Consider the following 16,279-nt stretch of genomic DNA (forward strand, 5'->3'; position numbering starts at 1 on the left):
GGTTCTAATGTTTCAAAAATACTATAAAAATTAAATTTCTCATTGGTTATTTTATGTTTCGAGCTCTGGCTCTTTAGTAGCCAAAATCAAATTTGGTAGGCTAAAACACGAAAACCGTCCCGGCGTTTCAGAATGAATAGTTTGGTATAAGGGTATGAGCAGTCAGTTCTCCAGTCTGTCAAAGCATAAATGCAGCGGGAGGATTGATCTTATTTTTTCTCTGTTTCACAAGTCAAAAATCTTCGTTCCTAATAAAGAATAAGAAGGTTTTTGTTTTTGCTATAATAAAATCAATCAATTACACGGAGGATTTTACATGGCGGTTCATAACAAATTAGTTCGTGATCATATGAAACAAATTATTTTAGATGCTGGAAGAAAGCCAATTATGAAGACGTTAAATCATGAAGAATATGTAACGGAACTTCGTAAAAAAAGCGAAGAAGAATTACAAGAATATTTGAATGCGGAGACGAATGAAGAAGCTTTAGAAGAGTTAGCGGATCTACTTGAAGTCATTCATGCATTGGCGGAAACTCATGGCTCATCCATTGATGAAGTAGAAAAACGACGAGTGGCTAAAGCCGAAAGCAGAGGCGGGTTTTCCGACAGGGTATTTTTAATAGAGGTAAAAGATGACTAAGGTTGAACTGATTACCAAACGATTAGTCGATCATCTCCTTAAAGAGATAGATCGTGCAAACAGTATTTACATTCTGACTTCCTTTGCGATGAAATCTGGAGTAGATATCCTGAGTGATTCATTAAAGCAAGCAGCTGAGCGGGGTGCGGATATAAAAATATGTACTGGAGATTATCTTTTTATTACGCAGCCAGAGGCATTAATGGCTTTAAAGGATATTCATCTTAGAATAGAGGTACGATTATGGCAAAGTAATGGAACTTCCTTTCATCCGAAGGCATATATTTTCCAATTTAATGATAGTGGAACGCTGATTGTCGGTTCCTCCAATCTTTCTCGTTCAGCATTGACATCAGGAGTGGAATGGAATCTTTCGATGGATAAAGATAGTGGACCTGAAACCTATGATTCGGCTGTGAAAATATTTTTAGAGGATATATTTCATAGTGATCAGACAATACCTGTGAATGAAGAGACGATAAAGAATTACCGTGATCATTATGCCCAGTATCATCAAAAGCATCATAACTTAGTCAAAACTTGGACAGAGTTAGAAGAAATTGAATTAATGTTGCCAGTTGATGATCATGATAATTCAGAAGCTGAGATTGTTAAAGAGGAAACTCCAGCTTATGGAGAAATCAGGCCACGCTTTGCTCAACCTGAAGCACTCCAACAATTGGAAACGACGCTAGAAGAGGGATATCATAGTGCCCTCGTTGTGATGGCTACTGGATTGGGGAAAACGTATTTGGCCGGTTTTTTTGCGAGGAAATTTAAACGGATTCTTTTTATTGCTCATCGTGAAGAGATTTTGTATCAAGCAAAGAAGTCTTTCAAGCAGATCATGCCCGAACGGACAGGTGGCATTTATAATGACAGGGTTAAGGATGCAGAAGCCCAGTGTATTTTTGCTTCAATTGCCACGTTAAGTATGAAGCAGCATCTAGAAATTTTTAAGTCTGATACATTTGATTTAATTATCATTGACGAGTTTCACCATGCTGCTGCAAATACTTATCAAAGGGTTTTGGATTATTTTAAACCTGAGTTTCTACTAGGGATTACAGCAACCCCTGATCGGAACGATAATAAAGATGTTTATGCTCTTTGTCATGGGAATGTTGCCTATCGAATTGACTTTTTGGAAGCGATTCAAAGGCAATGGCTGGCACCATTCCATTATGTAGGGGTATATGACGATACCGATTATTCGCAGTTAACTTGGCTTGGAACTCGCTATGCAGAGGATGATTTGTTAAAGGTCCAATTACGTGAAGAAATGGCACAAAACATTATAAAAGCATGGGAAACGAACAAACAAACACGGACGCTTGTTTTTTGTTCATCAATCCGTCAAGCTGTGTTTTTATCCAATTTTTTTAACAAGCAAGGGTACAAAACTGTTCCATTGCATTCGAAGCAAGTGGATGTGAGTCGGGATAAAGCAATTAAGATGTTAGAAAAAGGGGAACTAGATGCCATTTTCACAGTGGATCTTTTTAATGAAGGTGTCGATATTCCAGCGGTTGATACACTTCTTTTTGTAAGGCCAACGGAATCCTTAACCGTTTTTACCCAACAAATTGGTCGTGGACTGCGGCTGTATAACGATAAAGAAAAATGTGTCATTATTGATTTGATTGGAAACTATCGAAATGCGGATATTAAATTAAGTGTGTTTGATACAGATCCAGATACTAAAAAGAAAAAGAGGATGGTCGAGCCAACTGTTCCACAATTTTGTTCTGTTGATTTGGACGTAAAAGTTATTAACTTATTAAAAGAAATGGCTAGAAAAGGGCAACCACGAAAACAGAAACTGTACGATGATTATATGGCATTAAAGCAGGAACTGGGCAGAAGGCCTACGTATAAGGAATTGCATTTAAAGGGTGGCTCAGATTCTTCTATTTACAAACAGGAATTTAACTCCTATTTGGGCTTTCTATTGTGGGCGGGTGAACTAACAGAAATAGAACAAGAGGTTTTTAGACGATACGAACCTTGGATTGTACAAGTCGAAAAAACAGATATGAGTAAAAGTTATAAGATGGTTGTTCTCAAGGTCATGCTTAATCGGGGTGCTGATCATTGGTTTGAGCCCATTACACCAACAGAAGCAGCTCCTGGTTTTCATAAATTTTTAACGGAAGAAGAGTACCGTAAAAACACCGATCTATCTGATAAATCTGGCAAGCAGCTATGGAAATACAACGAGGCGAAGGTTAGTCGTTTAATATCAAGAATGCCCATGACTAAGTGGAGCGGTAGTTCGAAGGGATTAATTACATTTGAAAATAATGTTTTTCAACTAACTTTTGATATTTTAGAGGAAGATCGGGAGATGTTGTATCAATGGACATGGCAGATTTGTGAATATCGCCTTCATTGGTATTTTGAGCGGAGAGCGGGTAAATAAATTCAATGTATTGAGGGAATGGTTATGAATTGTATATTTTGTAAGATTAGTGATGTTGTATTAGAGAATGAACTTGCTCTAGCTTTTTATGATAAATATCCCGTTAATAAAGGACACCTGCTCATCATACCTAAAAGGCATGTTGAGCAGTATTTTGATTTGACGGAGCAAGAGAGGGTTGCGATCGATCAGCTGATTTTTCAAGGAAAGAAAGTGTTGGATGAGCAATTTGAACCGGATGGTTACAATATAGGAATTAATTGTGGGGAAGTTGCTGGTCAAACGATTTTTCATGTGCATGTTCATCTCATTCCTCGATATAGCGGTGATATGGAGGACCCGCGTGGTGGGGTGAGAGGGGTAATACCGGAAAAAAGGATATATTAAATAGTTAGAAAGAAAACTATTGTTTGTAAAGAAGAACCGTGTTTAAAGTGCTTTTACAGTTTATGTAATTTAAGGTGAATTAATGAAATTAGACAGTTCCAAGCCCATTTTATGGTAGGGGGTAGGTTAATATTAAAGAAGAGAAGGTATGTAGATGATTTAATTGGAGAGGTGTAAAAAATTGAATGAGAAGGATCTACAAATTAGATTATTAAAGGATTCATACATAGATATAACTTTTCAAAAATATTTAGCCTTTAAAAAGACAGAGCTTTATGATGAGTTCTATAAACAGGAAATATTAATGGGACTTAATGAATTTATAAAGGGACAAGAAATTAATGATTCAACGGTTGTTGACATCGTGAAAAAAATACAAAAAGAAAATCCAACTTCAGGTAGTTTTGTTCATTGGAGTAATACGGCAGATTTGGTGAAGTATGCTGAGGATGAACCGGTAGAAGTCGCACAGTTAATGAATCAATTATACGATTCAACATTACCGATTGAACAGCGAATTGAAGCCTTTCGTGAAAAAGGAAAACAGTATAATCCTAATATCTCTTTAGGTGCGCCTCTATTTGGTTATCTTTTTGCGGCTAAGGATTACAAGAGATATCCATTATATAAACAAGAAGTTTTTACGGATTTAAAAAAATCCTATGGGATCGATATGAAGTTAGGTACGGTAGGTAACAATTATGAAGCTTTTATACATATATGCCAGATTATTCTAGATTACTTTAAAAAGACTGATCCTGAATTATCGATGTTAGATATTCAAGATTTCTTTTTCTGCAGTACTCAATATAAACAAATATACGTGGAAAGTGCTGTTGTCTATTTATATCGATTAGCATCAGAATTGGCAGGTTATAAGGACCAACCGTCCAAGTTATTAGAAACTATAATGGAATTAGATCAAGAGCAATTGTTATCGCTTAGAGAAAGGTATCGGAAAACTGAAAAAATCAATCAGATTCGTTTTTTAGTAGTTGATAAGATCATTGAGACAGGTACGATTGATATAGATGAATTAGAAAAGATTAAAAATGAAGTAAAAGTAAGATATGAAACAAATATATTACAAGCATGGAATAATTTCTCTATCTTATTTGAGCTCTTTTATGCAGATAAAAAAGAGAAAGTACGTGAAGAACTTCGTAAAATTCATAGTGCGATTCGTAATATGAAAGAGTTTCAAGATTTTACCTTTGTAGAAGACAAAGTCTTGAATGGGTTTAACTGGAATCAGAATTTTGGTTGTTCAGAGAGTTGGATTGCTGTTTATCCTACAGAACATAGCAGTCACCGTACAGCTCCACAATTTTTTGTTACAATCGATGAAAAAGGAATTCGATATGGCTTGTTGTATGGAGATCAGCATCCTAATAATGGACAATCAGATTTAACGATTTATTCTAACGTAGAATCGTTTACATATAATGATTTTCATCAAAAGATGGTAGGCGTCTTAGATCAATTTAAGAGTTCCAACAATGTGAAAGAAACGACAAAACCTTACGAGCTAGAACATGAAATTAGCAAAGAAACCTGGATGGAGCTTCTTCAAAGAGATGACATCTTTCAACCATTTGATTTGGTTTATATCAATAAGATGTATGAACTAGGAGGGGAAGCCACTGCGACACAATTAGCGGAGGCATTGGACAAGCATTTTTCCTCTTTTAATTCTCCGGTTGTTCAGCTTGCTAAACGTATACTTCAAGCGACAAATCAAAATCCACCTAAACGGAATGATGGTGGAAATAGTTATTGGAGTGTGCTTTTTACTGGCGAAACAATTAATAACGGTCACTTTCTCTGGAAATTGAGATCCGAATTAAAAGCAGCCATTGAAGCAATTGATCCAACGACAATCGTTGAAACGTTTGAAACATACACAAAAGATGACTTTTTAAAAGAAGTATTTATGGATGAAACCCAATATGAAACCATTCTAAACCTACTGCATTATAAGAAAAATATTATTTTACAAGGACCGCCTGGAGTTGGAAAAACGTTTGTGGCCAAAAGGCTGGCTTATTCCTTGATGGGTGTAAAAGACACTAACCGAGTAGAAATCGTTCAGTTTCATCAAAACTATGCGTACGAAGATTTTGTTATGGGTTATCGACCTACTGAACAAGGCTTTATACTTCAAAATGGGATCTTCTATGACTTCTGTGAGGAGGCAATTAGGAATCCAGAGGAATCTTATTTCTTTGTGATTGATGAAATTAATCGCGGAAACTTATCCAAGATTTTTGGAGAATTGTTCATGTTAATTGAACGAGATAAACGCGATGAGTATGTCACAATGGGTTATTCTAAAGAGAAATTTACTGTACCGAGTAATGTGTACTTGATTGGAACGATGAATACGGCTGACCGTTCCTTAGCCCAAATAGAAGTGGCTCTTCGCCGTCGTTTTGCCTTTGTCACACTAGAACCTTCTTTTAATGAAAAATGGAGTCTTCATCTTCAAAAAATGGGAGTTTCGGATGAAATGATCCAGCGTATTCTATATGCAGTTGAGAGGATCAATACAGAAATCATTAAGGATTTTCAATTGGGTAGAGGCTATGCTATTGGTCATTCCTTTTTTACCACGAAGCCTGAAAATATGAGTGAACAAACATGGTATGAAGGAATCATAAATTATGAAATTAAGCCATTGTTAGAAGAGTATTTCTTTGATCGGCCAGAGATTGTTAAATCAATGATCGAGGGAATTTAAAATGGAAAAACAATTCAAAGTACCGATTCGGAATTTATTCTGTATGCTTAGCTATGTGAATGATAGCATTGAGCTAATTGAAAGTTTAAATGATGTGGATGAAGACTTGATTACGTATGATTTCATCGTGAATCAATTTCTAACAGAGGTAGTAAAACTAAACCGTCGTGGATTTGTAAAGGATTATGTAGCTTCTACTGAATCGACCAGTAGATTAGGTGGACGAGTAATGATGAGTGAGTCGATGCCCTATATCCTGGCGAGACAGCCCGTTGTTGTATGTGAAAAGGATCAATATACAGCCAATATTTTACTTAATCAAATCATGAAAAGCACTCTTCAAGGAATATGTAAAAATCGTTATGTTAAAGAAGAGACACGGATCAGAAGTTTTACTTATCTCGATTATCTTGCTGAAGTAGATACACCACCGTTAACGGCGGAAAGCTTCAGCAGTGTTTATTTCACAAGACATAATGTGCATTATCGAAGAATGATTCATCTTGCCCGATTATTGTATGATTTGACTTTGTTATCACACAAACAGGGGAATTGGAGTTTGTTTTCTGCAGTGCTGAATGAAAGCTCATTGAATTCGATCTTTGAAAAGTTTTTGTTGAACTTCTATCGTTTCGAGCAGCAGGAATATCGAGTATATTCAGAGGTGATTCAATGGAAACTGGATGGAGATCGAACACTCTTACCATCCATGAAAACAGACATCTCTTTACTACATAAAAACGGGAAACAAAAGATCATCATAGATGCTAAGTTTTATAAAAATGTTTTTCAAGAGCATTTTGGCAAGTCTTCGTTCCATAGTCACAATATGTACCAACTGTTTACTTATTTAATGCATCAGTCGAAAGAGTTAAATCTAAGAGGAATTTTGATTTATCCATTTAATGGGGTGGAGGTCAATGAAACCTATCAGTGGGAAGAACGGATGACGATGGAGGTGATTACTTTAAATTTGGGTGATTCTTGGAGGAAGATCTATAAGAGATTAATAACGTTGTTAGTTGAGCAATAGTGAATGATTTGGAAGGAGAAAATCAGCAGAAGACCTTTAGCCAATTTTAATTAGTGTAGGAAGTTTAACTTTTCAATTAAAATAAAGATGGAATTTATCAGTATAGCCTAAAAAGTGGGTAAAAGAATTAAGTCATAAAAATTTTTAACAGAATAGGAGTCACAACTATTATTAAATAATAATTAGGAACATTTTCAGAAGTATAGGGAAGCCTCAGTTTAAAAGGATTCCCTTTAAATATGTTCAATCACACGACTAAGATTTCTCAGAGCCTTCTTCCTAAATAGAATAATGATCTATTAGAAGACCTTCAAGTGTAATGAGATCTTTCGTTAGAAACCTATCTAACTCACTGTTGATTTTATCTTTAATGTCATTTATATCGTTTTGTTCAAAAAATGACTTTGAAATCAGTTCTTTTGCAAAGATTTGTGTGTATTGGTTAGCTAATTTATTTGATTTCCCTTTAAATTTGTCTTTTTGCTGATTACAGATCTCATAAAGGTGATTTCTAACTGTATTGTCTCCTGGACCAATGATTAGTTTTAAAACAACTTTATCATTTCTATTTTGGATTTCAAATAACAGGATTCTATTTGTATTTGTCCAACCGCTCCCTTTGGCAGGTATGACACCATCTAATTTTGTAGTAGTAAATCGAGTATAGGTTTTATTTGAAACATCTAGAATAATATTTGGAAATTGCTTTAACTTTTGCATTACAGTATCGGATGTTTCTGAATAAATATCAGGTTTGTATTCAAAAATTAAATCTAGCGCTTTTTGATGTTTAAAGTATATTTCTCTACATATTCTCTCTAATTCTTTATCTCCCACAATATACCTCCTCAAAATCTCTAAATAGTGATCGATAAATGTTCTTGCTTGAACACTGATATTATTACTTTTTAAAGAAATTGATTTTTGTAAAGCTTCTATTATGTAATGATAATCGATACTAATCCAGTTTTCTTCATCACTTTGGCCGGTCTCCATGTGGTGTTAAAAATAAAAAGATCCTATGATAGTCAGGAAATTCATCTTGGATAATTGTGTGGTATTTTTCTAACTGAGTTTTAGATTCTTTACTCCAGATTTTATTTTCAATAACAATAACCATTTTGTATTCTTCAGAGAAAATAAGTAAATCAATATTTCTCCATTCTCTGCGAACACGAAAACTGTGATAATCCATCAGTGAAATTTGGAACAAATCTATTTTTAAATTTTGTATATTATTACGGTGATTGTACAACACCTCTTGTAAAAACTTTTTGATAAAAACATCGTCTAATCCATGAGTTTCATTTGGAGTCATTAGCCATGCAATCACATTGCTATGCCTAATTTCAGCATTCACAATACCTAAGGTTTCAAAAATATTGAAGTTAGATATCTTAGCTTCTAGCCTGTCTAAAATATCAACATCCATGAGAAAATCTTCGATGGCTTTTCTATCCTCTTCTAGCATATCGTTCACTTCCTTTCGATAATAATTTTATCGTGCTTTAAATAACTTTTCCATATAAGCGGGACAACCGCTAAAACGCCAGGGAAAAATAATGTATAGATCTATGTAGTTATAACCCACTTTTTATTCTCAGTCTCCTCCTTCCAGAAGATGAAAATGCATTATTTTAAGGGAATTTTAGTATTATAGATACTTTTTACCCATTATATAAAAAACATGGAATATTATGGTAACATTGTACTGTGTCTAATGTTTGGTAATGAACACAAGACTTAAAGGTTAACAAAATTAGACTTTTATATACTTGACTAAAGGAGGAAAAAGCATGAGTTTACTAGACAAAGCAGTCTATCGTCTAATGAATGGCAAAAAGGCCATCACTAGGCCAATTTTCATAAAAGACTTTGAAAGAGAAAATCAACAATTAATGGACTTAATTGAACTTTCCGATAGAGTTAAATCAAATAAAAAGAAGTTAATTGATAAAGATATTGCTTTACTGAAATATGGTATGGATGGCGAGCAAAATGTTTATTATGAATTGAAAAATTCATTTATTCCTATGCTATGTTTGCATGATATAAGACTGGAATACAATGGTTATGCTGCTCAATTTGATTTTATTGTCATTACCAGTAAATATATCTATGTTATAGAAACAAAAAAGTTAAGTGGAGATGTTGAAATAAATTCGGATGGAGATTTTATTCGGATCTTAAAAAATGGTTATGGAAAAATCATTAAGAAAGAGGGGATGTATAGTCCCATTTCTCAAAATAAACGTCACGTAAATATATTAAAGGAAATTCTTATAAATGAAGGGGTTATTAGAACATTACCTATAGAATCTGCTGTTGTGATTGCCAATGCGAAAACAATTGTAAAGAAAGATAAGGCTCCCAAGGAAATTAGTAACGTTATATATAAGTATGATCAAATAGTCAATCTATTAAATAGAGAATTAAATGATAAAAATAACGAAAAGAACATGCTGGAAAAATATATGTATCAAATTGCTAATTTTCTAATGGACCATCATAAGCCGATTACCTATGACTATATGGCGAAATATTCTTTAACAGAAGGTGATTTTCAAAAAGAAGACCCTGTTATGAACTTACCTCCATCTGATTTATATAATGATTTAAAAGAATACCGGTTACGAAAGTCTAAAGAAGAGAATAAAAAGGCATTTATGGTTTTTACAAATGAAATGCTGGATACATTAACTAAGATGAAACCTAAGTCTAAAGATGAACTTCGGAAAATCAAGGGTTTTGGAGATAAAAAAGTGGAACAATATGGGGATGAAATTATTTCTATTATTAATCGATAAATTTATTGTAATAAAGTATAAGAATCTGCCGCCTAGCGAAAATATCTTCTTTGATCACATTTTGATCCACCGATATAAATTATTTTAGAAGTCGCTCAAATTGTTGAGCGGCTTCTTTTTGCATGTTTGGTAACAAATGAGTGTATGTGTCATAGCGATTCCAATTGTTAAATGACCTATTTGATTTCTATCCTAAATATAATTTTATATTTAAGTGCCAATAAGCTACTTCGATCATAGATATATATGTAAATCTTGATGAGATTTCAAAATTCAGAAAGAAAACTGTAGTAAATAGAATTTATAATCTATGGATTTATAAACATTTTTTGAGCGAATGCTTTTGTAAAGTGCAATATTTGGGCTGATAGGCAAGCTACCAAAACTAGCTTGGAGTAATAAGTTACATGTATAAGCCGAAGGGAGTGAGAACATGGGGAGACGAATAAAACATACTTCACGTGACGTTGAGGAGTTAGCGAGGCTCATGATGGCGGAAGCGCTCGGTGAAGGAGTCGAAGGGATGAACATGGTAGGTACAGTTGTGGCCAATCGGGTCGAGGCTGACTGTGCTCCTGACTTCAAAGGGTTGCGCAATATCAGACATGCGATCTATCAAACGATTCCAGGAACTGACATTCCTCACTTTGAGCCCGTTTTAAATGGATCATTATATACACAACGTCCTAAAGAAGATGACCTCCGGAGGGCTAGAAATTTGTTGCATGGCGATAGGGAACCTCGTTCCAGAATGAGTTTGTGGTTTTTTAACCCCAGTCCGGGGAGAGAGTACCGAGCTCCTTGTACCGCCACGATGCCAAGATCACCTATGACACAGTTTGTTTATGCACACAGGAATCATTGCTTCTATGTCGGTGTACCGGGCTACTGCCCAGAGTTTTATAGATAAATGAAAAAGGAGTGAATCTTCTCATGACTTGCGAAGACTGTAATTATTATCCAATGAATTATTATCCTGGTTATTATCCAAATTCAATGGTGCGAAGCACACAACAACCTGTTGGGGGCTTCCCGTCGACGATGCCCCCTGGAGCACAACCTGGAGGCTTCCCGATGACTATGCATTCTGGACCCTCGTTTGCCGTCCCAACGGTCCCGTTAGGAGGTGTGAGGCAAGAATCATTTATTGAAAATATCATACGCTTCAACAAAGGTAAGGTTGGTACATTCTACTTTACTTACCAAGGTAACAACAAATGGAATGCGATGGTTTACCACGGGCGCATAGAAACAGCTGGCCGTGACCACATCATCATCAGCGACCCGTCCAGCGGCAAACGCTACTTGCTACTGATGTCAAATCTCGACTGGGTAGAATTTGATGAACAAATAAACTATCCTCTGGCGGAAATTAGTCCGGAAGTTCAGTCGTCCCTGACGACATCGGAATGAGTTGATAGAACGTAAAAAACCCGCTTACTTCCTTTTAGAAAAATGAGCGGGTGGATTTAAGATTCATACAATCGGTTCTGCTTAAGCGACAGAAGACTTAAACGATTGACATTCTCGGGACAATTGGTGTTTATCGCAGGTAGCCCCGACTTATCGAAAATTCACCATTCCCTCTCGTCTTCCATTCATGAGGCTACTTTAGGTGCAGCCCTAGCAGTGCTTCCATTCAGGCGAGAAAAAACTTGGCATTTATTTCCAGGGGATTAATCCAAAGAGTTAAAAATGGAGCACTCCATCCGATGGTAAAAGAAGTGTTTCCCTGTGAAGAATTACCTGCTGATTTGAAGGAATATAAAGGATGTCATGTACGGGGAAAAATGATCCTTAGAATGCAAACATAATCACAGAAAACATTTCTATTTTCAATTACTTTGAAGAAGTCAAAGAGGAGGGGGCACTTTGTTCTAAACTGCACCCTGTCAAAAACACCGTGTAAATAATAAAAAGGTTCTAAGCTGCTTTAGCTCTGTATTCCATAGGGCTAAGGCAGCTTAGTCTTTTTGATAACGGTCATGATTATAAAAATGAATATATTCATCTATTGCTCTAGATAATTTTTAACTGATATTGGTGTAGAGGCTTCAGATCTGAATCTGACTTAAAAATGGTAGAGATGGTAGCTAAGTAAGCCGGACTTAGTGACGAGGTAATGAATGTACTTCTTGATTATATCCTTCGTAGAACGGATATGAAGTTAACAAAAAATTATTTTGAAAAGATTGCGAGGCACTGGTCTTGAATGAAAATCCAAAGAGCAATTGAAAGGATCCATTGTTAAATGCAAGTTACCCATACTTATTAGATAGATTAAAGAACAACACTCCATTTTAACAAATTGGAAAACTTATGGAAACGTAAGATATGAAACCGTCCCTTTGTTTCCGAAAGGGACAGTAACTGCAAATTACAGAGAAAGAACTGTTCTTATAGAGGAGTCAAGGACTAGCTTAGGATGAATCAATTAGTTCCATAAAGTTTTTTCCTAGTATAAATTCCTTTTTATAATCAGGAATTGAAAGTGAATCGATCCATTTTCTCTTTTCGCCATAATCATATTGATTAAATTGTTTCATCCCATAGGGTCCATCACAGCCAAAAAGAACTTTTCGATAGCCTAGAACTTTCACGGCCTCTTTTACAATAGAGGGGGTCAGATAATCACTTGAGGTATCAACATATACATTAGGTTGATTGGTTGCATATTTCCATAGTTTCCTCCAAAAAGGGAGACCGGCATGAGCATATATGACCTTCAGTTTAGGGTATTGTTCAGGTAAATATTTATATGAATCTCTTTCTGATGATAGATGAATGAGCAACGGAATGCCTTTTGCTTCACACATTGCTGCAACAGGATCAAGTGCCCTGATCGAATATTGATGCATAAATGGATGTGCTTTGACTCCAATAAAACCGGGTTGTTTGAGAAAGAGTTCAACTTCTTCCATGGATTCAGGAATCTTAGGATTTACGGCTGCCCATCCTAGAAAACGTTCTGGAAATCGGTCGATTGCCCGAGCTACAAGACTATTGTTCGGTTTTGCAAAGATTTTGTATGACTGGCCATAAAGGTGGAAAAATCCATCGCGAACCAGTCTATCATAAATACTGAATCCCATAGGAGGGACACGGAGGATGAGAAAACGAAATAGGTTTTGTACATGATGTTGAATGGTGCTATCTACATCAAACATCGTTTCATTCATGGGAGCAATCAAGGCCGTTTTCGCTATGTGATTTTGATCCATTCCTTCTATCATTTTTTCTAATGTCAACATCGTTTCATCTACATGAAAATGGCAATCAACGATCATATTCATCTTCTCCTTCGAATGAACCTAACCTTTTTTTTCAGGATGCTTCCACATATCAATAACTATAAAATTATATTAAATATGATATCAATAGATGATGGTTTTTAGGGAGGCAATTGGGAATCCAGCTCAGATGATTAAATTTATTTGAGATTTTTATCGGAAGCTTTCCATTTTAAAAAATAAAGTCGTGAATCGGGAAATCGATGGGGAGATCATTGCTCTTCAAAGTTCAAGACGGAAGGGATCTGAGCCTGGGCCTAATAGAGGAAACAACTTTGTATTTGGCATTTAGAAGATGTTTTTTAAGGCAGTATATGATTTGAATGTAAAAAGGCTGAATATAAAAAAGACCGTATAAATAACGGTCATAGGCATTTAATCTGTTAAAATATATTTGAATTTAACGAGATTTTCCGATTACTAATCTTTTGTCTTAATTAAGTGGAACAATCGTAAGAAAAAAATATCTCTCTAAACATCCTTTTGTTTCTTTTCCTCTTTTCTTTGTTTATCTTCTTCTTTTATGCGTTTCTTTTCTTCTTTTTTGAGTTTCTCTTCCTCTTTCTTGAGTTTCTTATCTTCCTTTTTGAGCTTCTCTTTATTTCCGCCATTTTTAGGATTCTTAGGTGGAACTTCTGCAGAATCATTTCCTTTTATATAAAGTTCATTGTTCACTTTGTAGACACTTTCTGGTTGCTGAAATTTTGCTGTATCCGTTCCGAGATTTTCCATCATTGCTTTAAACATTAACTGTGGTATTTTTGTCGTATTTCCACTCATATAGTTACCCTGTCCGTTTCGAGCGTAACCCGTCCAGACAGCCATGGTGTATTGAGGGTTGTATCCTGCAAACCAGCTATCATTTGTAGCAGAGCTTGGATATCCATATTTTGCTCGAGTTTTTTCATCGAAATTGGTTGTGCCTGTTTTCCCGGCAACATCCAGTCCGGGAACATTTGCAGTTTTTCCTGTCCCAGCATTTACGACTGTGCGTAACATATCAGTTACCATATAGGCCGTGTAATCTTGCATAACACGTTTTGGTTTCTCCTTAAAATTAACGACTGTGCCATCCGCAAGGACAACCTTTTGGACGAAATGCGGTTTATTGTATAAACCGTTGTTTCCAAAAGCACTGTAGCTTCCTGCCATGTCTAAAGGACTAACGGTATTGCTGCCGAGCGCGTAGGATTCGTATACTTCATTATTTTTAAACGTAATGCCTAGTTGTTCTGCAAAGTTCTTAGCCTTATCCAGCCCAACTTCTCTTAATGTAAGTAGTGCCGGGATATTGTATGAATATTGCAGTGCCGTCCGTATCGTCATCATTCCATGATGTTGATTATCCCAATTGGAAATAGGTTCACCCGATGAATAAGTTGTCTTCTGGTCATTAATCAAATGAGCAGTGGACCATTTTAAGTTTTCAATCGCCGGTCCATAATCAAAAATCGGCTTAAAGATGGATCCAGGTTGACGTTTAATATCGACCGCCATGTTGTGGCCTAAAAATTGAGCTTTATAGTCATTTCGACCACTCCCGATTGCCCTGACTTCACCCGTTTTGTTATCTAATAAAACGAATGCTCCCTGAATATTCGCATCCGGATAGGCAATGATTTCATTGGTATTCATCATTTTGTCTGCAAATTCCTGTGCTTGTGGGTCCAGCGTTGTATAAATCGACAATCCGTCCTCGCTGATGTCCACATCTTTCAGTTTTCCCTGAACCTCTTTCACAGCTGCATCCAAAAATGCCTCATATGGCATACTTTGCTGCGTATTTCTTGCTACAAGTCCCTCTGTTACAGGAACTTTTTCTGCTTCTTTCAATTGTTCTTCCGTAATATAGCCTTCTCGAAGCATCGAGCTTAATACAACGTGACGGCGGTTTGTGGCGGCTTCTTTGTTTTCCTGTATGGTTGGATCATAATTGTTCGGACTCTGTGTCAATCCAGCCAACATCGCCGCTTGCGCAAGCGTCATTTCTTTCAAATCATCGGGCTCTATACCGTAATAATACTTCGCTGCGGCAGCCACTCCGTAAGAGCGGTTTCCAAGGTAGATTTTATTTAAATACATCATTAAAATGTCCTGCTTGGAATATTTTTTTTCCAACTGATACGCTAAGTTCCATTCCTGCACTTTACGTTTAATCGTTTTCTCTGGCGACAGAAAAGAATTTTTAATGACTTGCTGTGTAATCGTGCTACCTCCCTGAGATCCGAAATCTCCGGTTATGTTCACGAAAATGGCCTTGGCCGTCCGTTTAAGGTCGATCCCAAAATGTTCGTAAAATCCGGAATCCTCAGTGGCAATAAAGGCTTGTTCCAACACTTTTGGCACTTGATCGTACGTAATTTTTGTCCGTTTTTCTTTCCCGTATTCATAAAGGAAGTTTCCGTCTTTATCATAAAATTTAGTAGAAAGCGGATCGATTAGCTTAGTAGAATCAAAGGTAGGTGTACCCTTAATCATTGAAGCTAACGTAATGGCTCCTACTCCTGTTGAAACAAGACCGAGTACTAAAAAGACAATGACTATTTTTTTAAACAACGATCCCTTTAACGGTTTACCTATACTTCTTTGTTTATATTTGTTTGCTTTTTCCGCTTTTTTTCGTTCCACACGAGACTGATACGATTCTTCTGACATTCCTATTCTCTCCCATTTAAAGACAATTAAAGTTAATATAAGATAAAAAGCTTGTGTAGATAGGAGAGTTTAATGTGATTTAATCTCAAGTCACCTTTTTCAAGAACTCCTATATAACGGTTTGAAGAACGAGTGGTACAATAAAGTATTGGCGCTGTTCAATCTTTTCTACCATTCCTTCTATAACTAGTTCCTACTTATATTTACCTCTTTCATTAATCTTCGCATTTAATATCATTCTAGCTATCACAAACGATAAATTCCCTCAACTAAAAGTTACAAAGTTGATCAAGCTCTACAAA

General features: G+C 35.9%; 12 protein-coding genes and 1 pseudogene. 9 read left to right on the plus strand and 4 right to left on the minus strand.

What is annotated here, in order from left to right; all coding sequences use genetic code 11:
* Positions 1-316 precede the first annotated feature (316 nt).
* From R4Z10_RS08870 to R4Z10_RS08890, 5 genes are all read left to right on the plus strand, one after another.
* The gene (locus tag R4Z10_RS08870) at positions 317-643 is read left to right on the plus strand and encodes a nucleoside triphosphate pyrophosphohydrolase (RefSeq protein ID WP_338472817.1); all 327 of its coding nucleotides are present in this window, start codon (positions 317-319) and stop codon (positions 641-643) included.
* Positions 636-3,065, plus strand: a complete 2,430-nt coding sequence (locus R4Z10_RS08875) for a DEAD/DEAH box helicase family protein (RefSeq protein WP_338472818.1) — start codon at positions 636-638, stop codon at positions 3,063-3,065. Before R4Z10_RS08870 ends, R4Z10_RS08875 begins: the two co-directional genes overlap by 8 nt.
* A gap of 24 nt (positions 3,066-3,089) precedes the next feature.
* Positions 3,090-3,452, plus strand: coding sequence for an HIT family protein (locus R4Z10_RS08880; RefSeq protein WP_338472819.1), 363 nt, complete (start codon positions 3,090-3,092; stop codon positions 3,450-3,452).
* Between the two features lie 181 nt (positions 3,453-3,633).
* Entirely contained in the window at positions 3,634-6,192 is a 2,559-nt protein-coding gene (locus tag R4Z10_RS08885; RefSeq protein WP_338472820.1) for an AAA family ATPase, read from the plus strand.
* A 1-nt stretch (position 6,193) separates the two neighbouring features.
* Positions 6,194-7,225 carry a hypothetical protein gene (locus R4Z10_RS08890; RefSeq protein ID WP_338472821.1) on the plus strand — a complete coding sequence of 344 codons (1,032 nt, stop codon included), beginning with the start codon at positions 6,194-6,196 and terminating at the stop codon, positions 7,223-7,225.
* Positions 7,226-7,504: 279 nt separating this feature from the next.
* On the opposite strand, the gene R4Z10_RS08895 is transcribed toward R4Z10_RS08890, so the two are convergent.
* Together R4Z10_RS08895 and R4Z10_RS08900 are read right to left on the minus strand one after the other, a co-directional pair.
* On the minus strand, positions 7,505-8,221 hold the full coding sequence (locus tag R4Z10_RS08895) for a hypothetical protein (RefSeq protein WP_338472822.1): 717 nt from the start codon (positions 8,219-8,221) through the stop codon (positions 7,505-7,507).
* The gene (locus tag R4Z10_RS08900) at positions 8,202-8,696 is read right to left on the minus strand and encodes a PD-(D/E)XK nuclease family protein (protein ID WP_338472823.1); all 495 of its coding nucleotides are present in this window, start codon (positions 8,694-8,696) and stop codon (positions 8,202-8,204) included. Before R4Z10_RS08900 ends, R4Z10_RS08895 begins: the two co-directional genes overlap by 20 nt.
* A 325-nt stretch (positions 8,697-9,021) precedes the next feature.
* Here R4Z10_RS08900 and R4Z10_RS08905 point away from each other — a divergent pair, with 325 nt between their 5' ends.
* The 4 genes and pseudogenes from R4Z10_RS08905 to R4Z10_RS08920 form a co-directional block, all read left to right on the plus strand.
* Positions 9,022-10,032, plus strand: a complete 1,011-nt coding sequence (locus R4Z10_RS08905) for an NERD domain-containing protein (protein ID WP_338472824.1) — start codon at positions 9,022-9,024, stop codon at positions 10,030-10,032.
* Between the two features lie 490 nt (positions 10,033-10,522).
* Positions 10,523-10,942: a cell wall hydrolase gene (locus R4Z10_RS08910; protein WP_338473201.1), complete on the plus strand. Its 420-nt coding sequence runs from the start codon at positions 10,523-10,525 to the stop codon at positions 10,940-10,942.
* Positions 10,943-10,965: 23 nt separating this feature from the next.
* Positions 10,966-11,445, plus strand: coding sequence for a spore coat protein GerQ (gene gerQ / locus R4Z10_RS08915; RefSeq protein WP_338472825.1), 480 nt, complete (start codon positions 10,966-10,968; stop codon positions 11,443-11,445).
* A gap of 703 nt (positions 11,446-12,148) precedes the next feature.
* Positions 12,149-12,244, plus strand: a pseudogene (locus R4Z10_RS08920) (hypothetical protein); the annotation flags it as partial.
* A 208-nt stretch (positions 12,245-12,452) separates the two neighbouring features.
* Here R4Z10_RS08920 and R4Z10_RS08925 read toward each other — a convergent pair.
* Together R4Z10_RS08925 and R4Z10_RS08930 are read right to left on the minus strand one after the other, a co-directional pair.
* Positions 12,453-13,319 (minus strand): amidohydrolase family protein, encoded by an 867-nt coding sequence (locus tag R4Z10_RS08925; RefSeq protein ID WP_338472826.1) that lies wholly within the window; start codon positions 13,317-13,319, stop codon positions 12,453-12,455.
* A 474-nt stretch (positions 13,320-13,793) separates the two neighbouring features.
* Positions 13,794-15,977 carry a PBP1A family penicillin-binding protein gene (locus R4Z10_RS08930; protein ID WP_338472827.1) on the minus strand — a complete coding sequence of 728 codons (2,184 nt, stop codon included), beginning with the start codon at positions 15,975-15,977 and terminating at the stop codon, positions 13,794-13,796.
* Positions 15,978-16,279 lie beyond the last annotated feature (302 nt).

This window comes from Niallia sp. XMNu-256, assembly GCF_036670015.1.
In the GTDB taxonomy this organism is placed as follows: Bacteria; Bacillota; Bacilli; order Bacillales; family Cytobacillaceae; genus Bacillus_BD.

Bases quoted from the DNA above. Each gene is read 5' to 3' on its own strand.
- R4Z10_RS08870 (WP_338472817.1), top strand. From the start codon at position 317: ATGGCGGTTCATAACAAATTAGTTCGTGATCATATGAAACAAATTATT.
- R4Z10_RS08875 (WP_338472818.1), top strand. From the start codon at position 636: ATGACTAAGGTTGAACTGATTACCAAACGATTAGTCGATCATCTCCTT.
- R4Z10_RS08880 (WP_338472819.1), top strand. From the start codon at position 3,090: ATGAATTGTATATTTTGTAAGATTAGTGATGTTGTATTAGAGAATGAA.
- R4Z10_RS08890 (WP_338472821.1), top strand. From the start codon at position 6,194: ATGGAAAAACAATTCAAAGTACCGATTCGGAATTTATTCTGTATGCTT.
- R4Z10_RS08895 (WP_338472822.1), bottom strand. From the start codon at position 8,221: ATGGAGACCGGCCAAAGTGATGAAGAAAACTGGATTAGTATCGATTAT.
- R4Z10_RS08900 (WP_338472823.1), bottom strand. From the start codon at position 8,696: ATGCTAGAAGAGGATAGAAAAGCCATCGAAGATTTTCTCATGGATGTT.
- R4Z10_RS08905 (WP_338472824.1), top strand. From the start codon at position 9,022: ATGAGTTTACTAGACAAAGCAGTCTATCGTCTAATGAATGGCAAAAAG.
- R4Z10_RS08910 (WP_338473201.1), top strand. From the start codon at position 10,523: ATGGCGGAAGCGCTCGGTGAAGGAGTCGAAGGGATGAACATGGTAGGT.
- gerQ (WP_338472825.1), top strand. From the start codon at position 10,966: ATGACTTGCGAAGACTGTAATTATTATCCAATGAATTATTATCCTGGT.
- R4Z10_RS08925 (WP_338472826.1), bottom strand. From the start codon at position 13,319: ATGATCGTTGATTGCCATTTTCATGTAGATGAAACGATGTTGACATTA.
- R4Z10_RS08930 (WP_338472827.1), bottom strand. From the start codon at position 15,977: ATGTCAGAAGAATCGTATCAGTCTCGTGTGGAACGAAAAAAAGCGGAA.